This is a genomic window from Pseudomonas graminis (assembly GCF_004364335.1).
Classification (GTDB): Bacteria; Pseudomonadota; Gammaproteobacteria; order Pseudomonadales; family Pseudomonadaceae; genus Aquipseudomonas; species Aquipseudomonas graminis_D.
In genome coordinates this window covers 254,212-267,520 of sequence record NZ_SOCR01000010.1, presented here as the reverse complement: position 1 = coordinate 267,520, position 13,309 = coordinate 254,212, and the positions used below count along the sequence as shown (strand labels likewise).

The window sequence follows — 13,309 nt, the reverse complement described above, 5'->3', positions numbered from 1 at the left end:
CGCCTCTTGTATCTGTCAAGCGGTTATTTTAAGAAGTTTTCAAAGTTTCCTGATCAACTTCAACCACTTGCGCTTCGTTCGACTTAACGTCTCACATCAGCGGGAGGCGAATTCTACAGCGTTACAACCTGCTGTCAACTGCCTTTTTCACCGCTGTCGATTCAAGCATCTGAACCGAAGCATTCCTCGCTACTACTTCGTCCAACTCTTTGATTATCAAGGAGTTTTCCGTTTCGTCTGCGCCGGAAGTGGGGCGAATTATAGACAGATCCGGAGAGGCGTCAAGTACTTATTTAAACTTTAGTAGCACCGCTACTGCTCTTGACCCGACGACGCTGGATACGTCCAGCAATTACGGGGATCCTGAGGACCAGAAGCAATGCGCCGATCGTTGCATATACAGACCACTCCTTCAGATCCGCCCGCACAATCCACAGCATATGCAGCAAACCCAGCCCCAGAATCAGGTAACTGAGCCGATGAAGTTTCTTCCAGCGGACTCCCAAACGGCGCTGGCTATAGCGATTGGAGGTGACCGCCAGCGACAACAGACCCAGAAAACCAAGCGCGCCGACAATGATATAGGGCCGCTTGAGCAACTCTACGCCCAATTGCCCCCAATCGAATCCCAGAATAAAGAAGCCATAACCCAGCATATGCAGCGACACATAGGTGAAACACCACAAGCCCAACTGGCGGCGAACCGCAATCCAGCCGGGCCAGCCGGTTGTGCGCTGTAACGGAGTCATGGCCAATGTGATCAAAAGCAACACCAACGTTCCCAACCCGAGACGATCCACTAGCACCTTCCCCGGATCAGGCCCTAACGCAAAAATCCAGGCCTGGTAGAGCCAATACGAGGGGACTACAGCTGCAGCGATGAACACCGACACTCGCCAGTAGATGAAACGCATCAATAGTTTTTCCGTAGATCCAGGCCTGCATAGAGAGAAGCAACTTGCTCCCCATACCCGTTGAACATCTCGGTCTGGCGAATATTCGGGCTGAACAGCCCGCTGGGTAGACGTCGCTCGTGCGCCTGGGTCCAGCGAGGGTGATCAACAGTCGGGTTCACGTTGGCATAGAAACCGTACTCGCTCGCCGCAATGCTTTGCCACGTGGTCTTTGGCTGCTCGCTGGTCAGGCTGATGCGCACGATGGACTTCACGCTTTTAAAGCCGTATTTCCACGGCACCACCAAACGCAACGGCGCACCGTTCTGATTGGGCAGCTCCCTCCCATACATGCCCACTGCCAGAATCGCGAGGGGATTCATCGCCTCATCCAGGCGCAGTCCTTCTACGTAAGGCCAGTCGATCAACGCGAACCCTGAGCGCTGACCAGGCATCGTCTTCGGGTCCTGCAGCGTTTCGAAGCGGATGTATTTGGCATTCGCCGTCGGTTCAACCTGCTTAAGCAGCTCGGAGATCGGGAAACCCAGCCACGGAATCACCATCGACCACGCCTCCACGCAGCGCAGACGATAGATACGTTCCTCCAGCTGATAGGGCTTCATGAGGTCTTCGAGCGCGTAGCGGCCAGGCTTTGCCACCTCCCCGTCGATGACAACGCTCCACGGCTCGGTTTTCAGGGAGCCGGCGTTTTGCGCAGGATCACCCTTGTCGGTGCCGAACTCGTAGAAATTGTTGTAGTGGGTCGCGTCCTTGAACGGCGTGATCGTCTCGTCCTTGACGGTGACGGCTTGCCACTTCGTCGCAGGCAATTTGCCTTTGAACCAGTCGGGGGCAGCGCCGGCTTCGACGTCGGCATAGCGAGAGGCTTCGTCGGCTTGCGCCCAACGGGGCATTGCACTGACGGCGAGCCCCGCAAGGCTGCTGCCGAGCAATGCGCGGCGGGAGAGGTAAAGGGATTCGGGCGTGACATCCGACTCTTTGCAATCGGATGTGGAGGGGATCTTGATCAGCATGATGACTCCGCAGTTATAGAGAAACTGAAGCATCTATAGCTGCGGAGTATGCGGGAAATAACGGTCGGCCAACTACCTCTGGCGACGCAGACGCAGCAGGTATTGGATCGGACCCGATGCTGCGTAGCCGAGGAAGATCAGCAGCAGAATGCGCGGCGGATCACTGAACACCACGGCAAAGACCAAGACAACCGCCAGAATCGCAACGAACGGCACGCGCCCCTTCAGATCCAGCTCTTTGAAGCTGTTGTATTTGATATTGCTGACCATCAGCATCCCGGCCGCAGCAACCAATAGCGCGACCAGGAACGACAATTTCGAACCCTGAATGCCGTAATCGCTGAAGGCCCAGACGGTGCCCGCGACGACGCCCGCGGCGGCAGGACTTGCCAGACCAATGAAGTAACGCTTGTCGGCCTTACCCACCTGAGTATTGAAGCGGGCCAGACGCAATGCTGCCCCCGCAACATAGATGAAGGCGACCATCCAGCCGACCTTGCCCATGTCGCCCAGTGCCCAGCCAAACGCCAACAGCGCCGGCGCCACGCCGAAAGCAACCATGTCGGACAGCGAGTCATACTCTGCGCCGAATGCGCTTTGGGTGTTGGTCATCCGCGCGACGCGGCCATCCAGACCATCCAGCACCATGGCAACGAAGATAGCGATGGCGGAGAACGCGAAATATTTGCTCGCGCTCACCTGATCACCCGCACTCAATGCGCTCTGCGCACTCATGGCGCTGATGATTGCGTAGAAGCCGGCGAACAGGTTGGCGGTGGTGAACAGATTGGGCAGCAGATAGATGCCACGATGGCGCACCTTGCGACCTTCGGCGTCATGACCCTCTTCAATGTGTTCATCAATCGGTAGCAGGCTTTCGGCGTCAGAAGCCTTGTTCGGCTCTTCGGGACGTTCGCTCATGGACAATACCTTGCAGCTGAAGAATTTCGACAAATGCTTGCGACCGGTCGGCCGACAAACGATGCAGCTTTATACCAGATGAGCCCCCATAACGAAAAAACGCGACCCGAGGGCCGCGTTTTTTCATGCAAGAACCGGATCTGTGATCTTAGTTCTTGGCTTGGTCGACGATCTTGTTCTTCGCGATCCAAGGCATCATCGAGCGCAGTTGCTCACCGATGATTTCCAGGCCGTGCGCCTTGTTGTTGCGACGCTTGGCGGTCATCGACGGGTAGCCGCTGGCGCCTTCGGCGATGAACATCTTGGCGTATTCGCCGTCTTGAATGCGCTTCAGAGCGTTGCGCATGGCCTGACGGGATTCGGCGTTGATGACTTCCGGGCCGGTCACGTACTCGCCATATTCAGCGTTGTTGGAGATCGAGTAGTTCATGTTCGCGATACCGCCTTCGTACATGAGGTCGACGATCAGCTTCAGTTCGTGCAGGCACTCGAAGTAGGCCATTTCCGGCGCGTAACCGGCTTCAACCAGCGTCTCGAAACCGGCTTTGACCAGTTCAACGGTACCGCCACACAGAACGGCTTGTTCGCCGAACAGGTCGGTTTCGGTCTCGTCCTTGAACGTGGTTTCGATGATGCCGGTACGGCCGCCGCCAACGCCCGAAGCGTACGACAGAGCGACGTTCTTGGCGTTGCCCGAAGCGTCCTGGTAAACGGCGATGAGGTCAGGGATGCCGCCGCCTTTGACGAACTCGGTACGCACGGTGTGGCCCGGTGCTTTTGGCGCGATCATGATCACGTCGAGGTCAGCACGAGGAACAACCTGGTTGTAGTGAATCGCGAAGCCGTGGGAGAAGGCCAGTGTTGCGCCCTTCTTGATGTTTGGCTCGATTTCGTTCTTGTACAGCTGGGACTGGAATTCATCCGGGGTCAGGATCATGACCAGGTCTGCAGCGGCGACAGCGGAAGCGACGTCAGTCACTTTCAGGCCGTGAGCTTCAGCTTTGGCGACAGTGGCCGAACCCTTGCGCAGACCAACAGTGACATCAACGCCGGAGTCTTTCAGGTTGCACGCTTGAGCGTGGCCCTGAGAACCGTAACCGATGATGGCAACTTTTTTGCCCTGGATGATCGAAAGGTCGCAGTCTTTGTCGTAATAAACTTTCATGAAATTCCCCTGATAACTTGGCCGCAAGGCCATTTGCAAAATTAGGTTAGATGCTCAGCACTTTGTCGCCGCGGGCAATACCCGTGACGCCGCTTCGTACGGTTTCCAGAATGGCAGTGGTGCCAATCGCCTGGATGAAGCTGTCCAGCTTGTCGCTTGTCCCGGTCAACTGCACGGTATAGACGCTGCTGGAGACGTCGACGATCTGGCCGCGGAAAATGTCGGTGGTGCGCTTGATCTCGGCACGCTGTGCGCCAGTGGCTTTCACCTTGATCAGCATCAGCTCGCGCTCAATGTGGGCGCTCTCCGACAGATCGACCAGCTTGACCACCTCGACCAGCTTGTTGAGGTTCTTGGTGATTTGCTCGATCACTTCATCATGGCCAACGGTGGTCAGCGTCAGACGCGACAGAGTCGGGTCCTCGGTTGGCGCCACTGTCAGGCTCTCGATGTTGTAGTTGCGCTGCGAAAACAGGCCGACCACACGAGACAGCGCGCCCGGTTCGTTTTCCAGCAATAGCGAAATGATGTGGCGCATGGTTATGTCCGCTCCGTCTTGCTCAGCCACATGTCGCGCATGGACCCGTCTCTGATCTGCATCGGATAAACGTGCTCACTGACGTCAACCTGGATGTCGAGGAATACCAGACGATCTTTCATGGCGAACGCCTCTTCCATCTTCGGCTTCAGATCCTTGAGATCGGTGATGCGCATGCCGACATGCCCGTAGGCTTCGACCAGCTTCACGAAGTCAGGCAGCGACTCCATGTAGGAATGCGAGTGACGGCCGCTGTAGCTCATGTCCTGCCACTGACGGACCATGCCGAGCACGCCGTTATTGAGCAGGATGATCTTCACCGGCAGGTTGTACTGCAGGCAGGTCGACAGTTCCTGGATGTTCATCTGAATGCTGCCTTCGCCAGTGACGCAGGCGACATTGTCATTCGGGAAGCTCAGCGCAACGCCCATCGCAGCCGGCAGACCGAAGCCCATCGTGCCGAGACCGCCGGAGTTGATCCAGCGATTGGGTTTGTTGAAGCGGTAGTACTGAGCCGCGAACATCTGATGCTGACCCACATCGGAGGTGACGTAGGCATCGCCTTTGGTCACTTCACACAGCGTCTCGATCACGGTCTGCGGCTTGATGACGCTTCCGTCGCCACGGTTGTACGGGAACAGGTCGCCGCCGGCACGCCATTCTTCGATCTGCTTCCACCACGTCGCGACCGATTCCTTGTTAGGGGTTTCGGCAAGCTCTTTAAGGGTCGCAACCATTTCGGTCAAGACGCTCTCAACCGGCCCGACGATTGGCACGTCGGCCTTGATGGTCTTGGAGATGGATGCAGGGTCGATATCGACGTGAATGATTTTGGCGTTCGGGCAGAACTTCGCCGGGCCGTTGATCACGCGATCGTCGAAGCGCGCGCCGACCGCAAGGATCACATCAGCGTGGTGCATCGCCAGGTTGGCGGTGTAGCTGCCGTGCATCCCCAGCATGCCGACGAACTGGCGATCAGTGCCAGGGTAGGCGCCCAGCCCCATCAGCGTGTTGGTGACCGGCGCGTTTAATTGCTGCGCCAGTTCGGTCAATGGCGCCGAACCGTTGCCCATGATCACACCGCCACCGGCGTAGATGACCGGGCGCTTGGCCGCGACCAGCATTTCCACGGCTTTGCGGATCTGGCCGGAGTGGCCACGAACCGCCGGGCTGTAGGAACGCAGCTTGGCCTTTTTGGGGAAGATGTATTCGAACTTTTCCGCCGGGTTGGTCATGTCTTTCGGGATGTCGACGACGACAGGGCCGGGACGACCGGATTGAGCGAGGTAGAACGCCTTCTTCAAAACTTCCGGGATTTCCGACGGGTGCTTGATCATGAAGCTGTGCTTCACGATTGGCCGGGAGATACCGATCATGTCGGTCTCCTGGAACGCGTCGGTACCGACCATGTTGCTCGGAACCTGGCCGGACAGCACGACCATCGGAATCGAATCCATATAGGCAGTCGCGATACCGGTGATGGCGTTGGTTGCGCCGGGACCCGAAGTCACCAGCACAACGCCTGCCTTGCCGGTGGCGCGGGCGTAACCGTCAGCCATGTGAGTTGCGGCCTGTTCGTGACGAACGAGGATATGGCTCACAGCCGGCTCTTTGAACAGCGCGTCGTATATATGCAGGAGGGCCCCGCCAGGGTACCCGTAGATGTGCTCTACGCCTTCGTCACGCAAAAAGCGGACGACCATTTCAGCGCCAGATAAAAGCTCCACGTTGTTCACCTCTAAAACGCCAGAATACCGTCCACACAAGCGAGGAGACGGGTCTTAATAGGTTTACTGCAAAGCAGAGCATGAGCGACGGTGGTCGCCGACTACGTCAGCACTGACTGAGCAAGTATTGGGATCGCCCCTTAAGTGTTTCGGGGTCTTCCCACCCAGCGCGAGGTAACGCGTTGCGGGTGTTACGGGTCGGCGCGGGTGTGCGCCTCATGATCTACCGAGACGGTCTGCTTCTGGCAGTCCCTCTACAGCGAACTTTGGATTGTTCGGATTCGCCCCTCTCAAGTCAAGTCATCGATGCGCTTTCTTCGTCCGCCTTCCGCCAAAAGGCACCGAATGAGGTCGTGGCGTCACGCTTGTGATAGGTTTCCGGCCATTGCCACAGAAGTAAGGAACCGGGAATGCGCTGGATGATACTTGCAGCGACGCTGACACTTGCCATCGCCCCGGCGGTCGGCCAGGGCGCGCAGATATACAAATGGGTCGACGCTCAGGGCGTCACGCATTTCGACGCCCAGCCGCCTGCCGGGCAGACAGCACAGGAAATCAATACAGGGAGCCCTGTCGCTGCGCCACCTGCCCCCCCGCCGCAGAACCAGGACGGCGCACGTGAGCAGGAGGCAGTCGACGCCAAGGTCAGGAAGCAGGTCGCCGCTCAGGAAGAGAAGCGTAAAGAGGCTTGCGACCAGCAGCGCACCAACCTGGCCCAACTGCAAAACAACCCTCGGGTACGACAGGAAGTGAATGGCGAGTTCAGAAGGTTCACGGAAGAAGAGCGGCAGGCCCGCATCGCCGAGGTCAAGAAGTACCTCGACGATCAGTGCAACTGAGGGTCAGACAGCTTCGGTAATCAACCGGTCGAAGTCTTTCAGCAGCGCCAGCAAGTTGCGCGCATCACGGATACGGCTGGCGTAAACCATCTCCGCCATTTCCAGGATGCCGGATGCCGCGGGCAACGGCAGATCCTGCTCAAGGATGATCTTCATGCGTGGCAGGAAGATCCATTGCAGCCACTGATCAAAATCCAGCGTGTCGACGCAGAAGGGTTCACGACTGGACAGCGACTCAGCGCTGGGCGGCACTTCCTTCCACCATCCCAGCACTCGCAATTCGCGCTCGATCAATAGCAACTGGTCGGCGATTTTCGGAAAGCGTTTATCCATTGGCTTTCTGCCGCGCCAGCGCTGCACCGGCAGCGTCACCCTGCTTTTCACGCGACTGGGCAATCAATCCCCAAAGACTGGCTTGAAGGCTGGCGCGACCGTTGGCGTAGGTCAGACCGCGACGCGCCAGTTGCTCAGCCTGAGGCGCATCACCCTGAGCCAGACGCACTTGCGCCAGACGGTAAAGGACCTGCGGCTCACGAGGGGCCACGCGTTGCGCCCGCTCAAGGCTTGATGCCGCGCCGTTGAGATCACCACCGGATTGCTGCTGCTGGGCGGTGGTCAACAACGCCAGCACCGGCCCATCGAGCTGCTCATCTTCCGACAATCCGCCGCTGGACGCCGACGGAATGCCAGTCGGTGCCGAAGCCGGCATGTTGTAAGTATTGCTGGTCGCTGGCGGCGGTGTGTACGTACTGTTCACCGGGGCTTGATTGACCGGCGCGGTATTGATCGGAGCCGTGCTGATCGGAGCCGTAGTGGGTGGCACGAACGTCGAAATCGGCGCGCCGCTGGCGTTGGCGCCGCCGGGGACCATGACCGTGACACCGGAATCTTCCTGGATCGTCTGCGACTGCGCTGGCGCCTGCACCGGCGCGCGGTAGGTGTTATTGCGTGTCGACGAAACGCGCTCGCCGTTTGAAACGCGTGACCCTGAGTCCACCACCGGAATCGCACTGCGCGTCTGGGACGCGCAACCGTTGAGCAAAGCCAGAGCCGTTACAGCCGGAATCCACCACTTGTTCACGTCACATCCTCTTTGCTTAATTCAACCAGGCTTAGTTCAACCAGCCCTTGACCCAGTCCATGACCGAATCGGCAGGCGCTGCAGGCCCACCGCAAGTCGGGCCGGGTTGCGGCTCACTGCCGCGAATATACGGCATCTGCACGGCGTTCGGGCAGCTGGCATCGGTGCCTTCGCCGGTACTGGCATTGACCCAGGCCTGCACGACGTTATCGGGCATCGCCATGTCCAGTGGCAGCGGATCGGCCTTCTTCATGAAGCTGGTCCAGATCTGCAGTGCGCCAGTGGCCCCGGTAAACGGCGTCTTGCCGTTGTCATCGCGGCCCATCCAGACGATCGCCAGCAAGTCCTGGCTGAAGCCGGCAAACCAGCTGTCGCGGGAGTCGTTGGTGGTGCCCGACTTGCCCGCCAGATTCAGCGTGCTCGGGAGCACGTTGTAAACCGATTTACCCGTACCTTCGCGCATCACCCGCTGCATCGCGTTCTGCAAGAGATAGATCGAACCCGGGTCGAAACGTTGCTGAATCTGGAACGGGTAGCGCTTGAGCGGCTCCCCTTCGGCGGTCAGTACGCTGCGAATTCCGCGCAATGGTGTATTGAAGCCGCCGCTGGCGATGGTCTGGTACATCGTCGCCACTTCGATCGGCGTCAGCGCGCCAGCACCCAGAAGCATCGACGGAAAGGCCGGCCACTCACGGGTGACGCCCAGCTTGGTCAGGGTTTTGAAGACATTCGGTATGCCCAGATCCAGACCCAGCTTCGCGCTGGACAGGTTGTAGGAATGCGCCAGGCCTTGATACAGGAAAATATTGCCGTGGGCTTTGTGATCGTAGTTCTGCGGCTTCCAGATCTGGCCGTCGGCGCCTTTCACCTGGAAGGGTTCATCGGGCACCCAGCTGGTCAGCGTGTATTGCTGCGGGCGCTCAAGAGCAGTGAGGTAGATGGCCGGTTTGACCAAAGACCCAATCGGCCGAACGGCATCCAGCGCCCGGTTGAAACCCGCGAAACCTGCCTGGCGGCTGCCGATCAGCGCCTGGACTTCGCCGGTTTCAGGATTGGTCACGACCATGGCCGTTTCCATCTCGTCGGCGCCTTTGCGGCCAGAAATTTTGGCGAAGCTTTCGCGCACGGCGGCTTCGGATTTCATCTGCAGAATCGGATCGAAGCTGGTGAATATCCGCAGGCCCTCCTCGGTCAAGTCTTCGTCGCGGTAGTCCTGACGCAACTGGCGTTTGACCAGATCAAGGAAATCCGGGAACGAGCTGTCGGCCAGCGACCCGACCTTGCTCACGCCCAGCGGCATCTTCTTCGCCGCAGCAACCACTTCGGGCGTCGCGACACCCTGCTGCTCCAGCAGATCGAGAACCAGATTGCGCCGTTCCAGCGCACGCTCCGGGTTGCGGCGCGGGTTGTAATAGGAAGGCCCCTTGACCAGACCGACCAGCAAGGCGACCTGGTGCAGCTTCAACTCCGATAACGGCTGACTGAAGAAATACTGACTCGCCAGACCGAAACCGTGCACTGCCCGCTGACCGTCCTGTCCCACGAACACTTCGTTGAGGTAGGCCTCGAGAATCTCCTGCTTGCTGTAATGGATCTCCAGCAGAACAGCCATCATTGCTTCGGTCAGCTTGCGAGTGATGCTGCGCTCGTTGGTCAGGTAGAAGTTCTTGACCAACTGCTGAGTCAGCGTCGATCCGCCCTGGCGCATCTGGCCAGCGGATGCGTTGATCCAGAACGCTCGCACGATCCCCTTTGGCGATACCCCGAAGTGGTGATAGAAATCCCGGTCTTCGACAGTGACGAGCGTGTCGAGCAGATAAGGCGGCGCCTGATCAAGCTTGATCAGAATCCGGTCTTCGAGATTCTTCGGGTACAAGCCGCCGATCATCAGGGGCTCAAGCCGCGCAACAGCGAGCTTGGCGCCATTGGCGGCGGTCAGCTCCGCGACGTAATCGCCGGAGAAGCGTACGTGGATCTGCTGGGCCGGATCAGCGCCTTCATAGAACTGAAAGCCGCGGGTGTTGAGATCGACACTGTTGCCGTTGACCGCAGCAGCGCCCGGCCCGTTGGCGACGCCTTCGCGGCGGTAGCCCAGTGCATCGAGCTCCAGAAGGAAGTCATCGCGTGACAGCTTCTGGCCGACGAACAGCTCCAGCGGCCGCGCATAGACTTTGGCCGGAATGGTCCAGCGCTTGCCGGAGAATTTTTCCTGAACGATGGAATCCAGGTAAACGGCGAAGCAGCCAAGGATCACCAGCCCGACAAGACTGAGTTTCAGGGCCCAGCCCAACAGGCTGCGCAGGCGGCTGTTGGTGGGTTTGGGGGATTTTTTCGGGGTACGGGATCGGGTCATGGCGGCGGATTATACGCACTTTCAAAGCCCCCGACAGACCACCCTTTAAGCGGTTTGCAGCAATGTCTCCAGCGGCCATAATGGCCGCCTTTCGCTACTTCTCTATCGACTTATCACCTTTCAAGGATCGTCCGTGAGCCAGACACTGATAGCCGCGCTGCAAAACCCCGCCCTGTTTCCTCACCCGGTCGAACAGTTTCAGGTCATCGAGACGCATATTTCCTGGGTACTGCTCACCGGCCCGTACGTTTACAAGATGAAGAAGCCGGTCAATTTCGGTTTTCTGGACTTCACCAGTCTGTCTGCGCGCCAGCATTTCTGCGAGCAGGAGCTGATGCTCAACCAGCGCCTGACGAACGATCTGTACCTGGAAGTGCTGCCCATCACCGGCAGCATCGAGGCCCCGCAGTTGAATGGCGAAGGCGAAGCGATCGAGTACGTGCTGAAAATGCGTCAGTTTCCGCAGGACGGATTGCTCAGCACCTTGCAAGCCAAGGGCGAACTGACCACCGCGCACATCGACGATATGGCCCGGCAAATCGCCGAGTTTCATCTCAAGTCGCCTAAAGTGCCGATGGAAAACCCGCTCGGCAGCGCAGACAGCGTCATGGCGCCGGTCACGCAGAATTTCGAGCAGATTCTGCCTTTCCTCAGCGAAAAATCTGACCTCATCCAGCTGGAAGCGCTGGAAGCGTGGGCCAACACCAGTTTCGAGCGTCTCAAGCCGCTGATGAACCAGCGCAAGCTGGACGGTTTTGTTCGCGAATGCCATGGCGACATTCACCTGGGCAACGCCACGCTGATCGATGGCAAGGTCGTGATTTTCGACTGCATTGAATTCAACGAGCCCTTCCGCATGACAGACGTCTATGCCGACATCGGCTTCCTGGCCATGGACCTTGAAGATCGCGGCCTGAAAAGCCTTTCCCGTCGGTTTGTCAGCCAGTACCTGGAGCTGACCGGCGACTACGCAGGCCTGCAACTGCTCAATTTCTACAAAGCCTACCGCGCACTGGTCCGCGCCAAAGTGGCGCTGTTCAGCCTGAATGCCGACGCCGACCAGGTGCAGCGCGCCGCGACACTGCGCCAGTATCGCAACTACGCCAACCTGGCCGAAAGCTACAGCGCGATTCCGTCCAACTTTCTGGCCATCACCCATGGTGTTTCCGCGGTCGGCAAAAGCCAGGTTGCGATGCGGCTGGTGGAAGCGCTGGGCGCGATCCGTCTGCGCTCAGATGTCGAACGCAAGCGTGCATTCGCCGACCATGAAGATCTGTATTCCGCCGACGTCAGCGCTGCTACTTATCAACGCCTGAATGAGCTGGCCGGTGTTGTGCTCCGCGCAGGCTTGCCGGTGGTCATCGATGCAACCTATTTGAAGCTCGCACAGCGGCAGGCGACTGCGCAGATTGCCGAGGCGATGGGCGTTCCTTTCCTGATCATTGACTGCGCCGCGCCAAAGGCGGTTATCGAGGGTTGGCTGGCACAACGTCGGGCACAAAATCAGGATCCTTCCGACGCCACCATGGAAGTCATTGAAGCGCAGCTGGCCAGTCGCGAGGCGCTGACCGCCGATGAATTATTGCGCAGCCGGCACGTAGAGACCAATGTCAGCGGCGATCTGGACACGCTGGTCGCCGACATTCGTCAGCACCTGCCGGGGCTCTGATATCCAGGGTCCACCAGTGGTCGAGTCGTGGAGGATATTGCTTCACGGCCCGACATTGGTGGCATTATAGTGGCGTCAGAATTCCAACAATGGAGACGTCAGATGAACCAGCCCAAACAGCTCGACTCGCCTCTGTTCGCGCTACTGCGAAAAGACGACGTGGCCGCCTTCAATCTCGAACGGCCAAAACAGGGCCAGGTTGATCTGTCAGGGGGAGATTTTCGCGGTCTTGACCTGCGTGAGCTCAATGCTGACGGGATCGATTTCAGCGACGCCTATTTCAGGTCCGCAGACCTGCGTGGCGTGGACTTTCGGACAACCAGGCTCGAGGGTGCGAGCATCGCCCACGCTCAGATATCCGGCGCGTACTTCCCGCCAGAGCTGAGTGCTGACGAAATCCTTATGTCGGTCAATTTCGGTACGCGCCTGCGTTATCGCACCCGCTAACGTCACACCCGCCAAACCTCGCTTATTTCTCGCCCTGCATGCTCAGCCGTGCCGGGCTCGCGCGCGCCCTTTCTTCTCGTTTGATCCCTACCGTTCGGCAGCTGCCCTCCATATCAACTGTTGTCTCTTCGCAGGTTCATTTGACGTCGTCTATGCTCAAGGGCATGGCTCGCCCTTTCAGTTTGTGTCGGGTCATTGGAGAAGTTTTTACATGGAATGACAGGACGGATTGCGCGTATGGACGACGAATTGCTTGGCATGAAGAACTTGGGGAAAACCTCGGTTCAATGGCTTCACGCTGCGGGTATCCACACTATTGCCGATTTGCGCCGACTTGGCGCAATCCAGGCCTATCGGGCCGTTCAGGTCAGGGGCTTCCGAGTCTCTAAGGCGCTGCTGTATTCACTGGAAGGCGCATTGTCAAATTGCTCCTGGAGCATGCTGCCTAAACAGTACAAGGATTCCCTGGACTTCGAATTGAAGAACGCCAGTCCCGGGGGCAATCCAGGAGCGCCGAGCGCCAAAAGCAAAATAGTGTGAACAACACTGTTGACTTACAAATGAGAATCACTATGATTATCACATCCAGTCGCGAGACTGGCCGATAACCTGAAAGGCTCCTTGGTTCGGACTCTCAGATTA

General features: G+C 58.4%; 13 protein-coding genes. 4 read left to right on the top strand and 9 right to left on the bottom strand.

What is annotated here, in order from left to right; genetic code table 11:
- Positions 1–293: 293 nt before the first annotated feature.
- The 6 genes from msrQ to EC919_RS20315 all read right to left on the bottom strand — a co-directional run bounded on the left by msrQ (position 294) and on the right by EC919_RS20315 (position 6,278).
- Positions 294–914: a protein-methionine-sulfoxide reductase heme-binding subunit MsrQ gene (msrQ, locus tag EC919_RS20340; protein ID WP_133776152.1), complete on the bottom strand. Its 621-nt coding sequence runs from the start codon at positions 912–914 to the stop codon at positions 294–296.
- Positions 914–1,927 (bottom strand): protein-methionine-sulfoxide reductase catalytic subunit MsrP, encoded by a 1,014-nt coding sequence (msrP, locus tag EC919_RS20335; RefSeq protein ID WP_133776151.1) that lies wholly within the window; start codon positions 1,925–1,927, stop codon positions 914–916. The genes msrQ and msrP overlap by 1 nt, the downstream gene beginning before the upstream one ends.
- Before the next feature lie 72 nt (positions 1,928–1,999).
- Positions 2,000–2,848, bottom strand: a complete 849-nt coding sequence (gene pssA, locus EC919_RS20330; RefSeq protein WP_133776150.1) for a CDP-diacylglycerol--serine O-phosphatidyltransferase — start codon at positions 2,846–2,848, stop codon at positions 2,000–2,002.
- Positions 2,849–2,996: 148 nt separating this feature from the next.
- On the bottom strand, positions 2,997–4,013 hold the full coding sequence (gene ilvC / locus EC919_RS20325) for a ketol-acid reductoisomerase (protein ID WP_037018564.1): 1,017 nt from the start codon (positions 4,011–4,013) through the stop codon (positions 2,997–2,999).
- Between the two features lie 46 nt (positions 4,014–4,059).
- A complete protein-coding gene (gene ilvN, locus EC919_RS20320; protein WP_093469284.1) occupies positions 4,060–4,551 on the bottom strand; it encodes an acetolactate synthase small subunit in 492 nt (163 codons plus the stop codon).
- 2 nt (positions 4,552–4,553) lie between these two features.
- Entirely contained in the window at positions 4,554–6,278 is a 1,725-nt protein-coding gene (locus EC919_RS20315) for an acetolactate synthase 3 large subunit (RefSeq protein ID WP_133776149.1), read from the bottom strand.
- 410 nt (positions 6,279–6,688) lie between these two features.
- On the opposite strand from EC919_RS20315, the gene EC919_RS20310 reads away from it, so the two are divergent.
- A complete protein-coding gene (locus EC919_RS20310; protein WP_133776148.1) occupies positions 6,689–7,117 on the top strand; it encodes a DUF4124 domain-containing protein in 429 nt (142 codons plus the stop codon).
- Positions 7,118–7,120: 3 nt separating this feature from the next.
- On the opposite strand, the gene EC919_RS20305 is transcribed toward EC919_RS20310, so the two are convergent.
- From EC919_RS20305 to mrcB, 3 genes are read right to left on the bottom strand one after another with little or no spacing between them, the layout of a single operon-like run.
- Positions 7,121–7,450: a YqcC family protein gene (locus EC919_RS20305; protein WP_133776147.1), complete on the bottom strand. Its 330-nt coding sequence runs from the start codon at positions 7,448–7,450 to the stop codon at positions 7,121–7,123.
- Positions 7,443–8,198: a tetratricopeptide repeat protein gene (locus EC919_RS20300; protein WP_133776146.1), complete on the bottom strand. Its 756-nt coding sequence runs from the start codon at positions 8,196–8,198 to the stop codon at positions 7,443–7,445. Before EC919_RS20300 ends, EC919_RS20305 begins: the two co-directional genes overlap by 8 nt.
- Positions 8,199–8,229: 31 nt before the next feature.
- The gene (gene mrcB / locus EC919_RS20295; RefSeq protein WP_133776145.1) at positions 8,230–10,551 is read right to left on the bottom strand and encodes a penicillin-binding protein 1B; all 2,322 of its coding nucleotides are present in this window, start codon (positions 10,549–10,551) and stop codon (positions 8,230–8,232) included.
- A 133-nt stretch (positions 10,552–10,684) separates the two neighbouring features.
- Here mrcB and EC919_RS20290 point away from each other — a divergent pair, with 133 nt between their 5' ends.
- The 3 genes from EC919_RS20290 to EC919_RS20280 all read left to right on the top strand — a co-directional run bounded on the left by EC919_RS20290 (position 10,685) and on the right by EC919_RS20280 (position 13,207).
- Complete coding sequence (locus tag EC919_RS20290) at positions 10,685–12,220, top strand: bifunctional aminoglycoside phosphotransferase/ATP-binding protein (protein WP_133776144.1); 1,536 nt, start codon at positions 10,685–10,687, stop codon at positions 12,218–12,220.
- Between the two features lie 102 nt (positions 12,221–12,322).
- Positions 12,323–12,667 carry a pentapeptide repeat-containing protein gene (locus tag EC919_RS20285; RefSeq protein ID WP_133776143.1) on the top strand — a complete coding sequence of 115 codons (345 nt, stop codon included), beginning with the start codon at positions 12,323–12,325 and terminating at the stop codon, positions 12,665–12,667.
- A gap of 237 nt (positions 12,668–12,904) precedes the next feature.
- Positions 12,905–13,207 (top strand): TfoX/Sxy family protein, encoded by a 303-nt coding sequence (locus EC919_RS20280; RefSeq protein ID WP_133776142.1) that lies wholly within the window; start codon positions 12,905–12,907, stop codon positions 13,205–13,207.
- Positions 13,208–13,309: the final 102 nt, after the last annotated feature.

Bases quoted from the DNA above. Each gene is read 5' to 3' on its own strand.
- msrQ (WP_133776152.1), bottom strand. From the start codon at position 914: ATGCGTTTCATCTACTGGCGAGTGTCGGTGTTCATCGCTGCAGCTGTA.
- msrP (WP_133776151.1), bottom strand. From the start codon at position 1,927: ATGCTGATCAAGATCCCCTCCACATCCGATTGCAAAGAGTCGGATGTC.
- pssA (WP_133776150.1), bottom strand. From the start codon at position 2,848: ATGAGCGAACGTCCCGAAGAGCCGAACAAGGCTTCTGACGCCGAAAGC.
- ilvC (WP_037018564.1), bottom strand. From the start codon at position 4,013: ATGAAAGTTTATTACGACAAAGACTGCGACCTTTCGATCATCCAGGGC.
- ilvN (WP_093469284.1), bottom strand. From the start codon at position 4,551: ATGCGCCACATCATTTCGCTATTGCTGGAAAACGAACCGGGCGCGCTG.
- EC919_RS20310 (WP_133776148.1), top strand. From the start codon at position 6,689: ATGCGCTGGATGATACTTGCAGCGACGCTGACACTTGCCATCGCCCCG.
- EC919_RS20305 (WP_133776147.1), bottom strand. From the start codon at position 7,450: ATGGATAAACGCTTTCCGAAAATCGCCGACCAGTTGCTATTGATCGAG.
- mrcB (WP_133776145.1), bottom strand. From the start codon at position 10,551: ATGACCCGATCCCGTACCCCGAAAAAATCCCCCAAACCCACCAACAGC.
- EC919_RS20285 (WP_133776143.1), top strand. From the start codon at position 12,323: ATGAACCAGCCCAAACAGCTCGACTCGCCTCTGTTCGCGCTACTGCGA.
- EC919_RS20280 (WP_133776142.1), top strand. From the start codon at position 12,905: ATGGACGACGAATTGCTTGGCATGAAGAACTTGGGGAAAACCTCGGTT.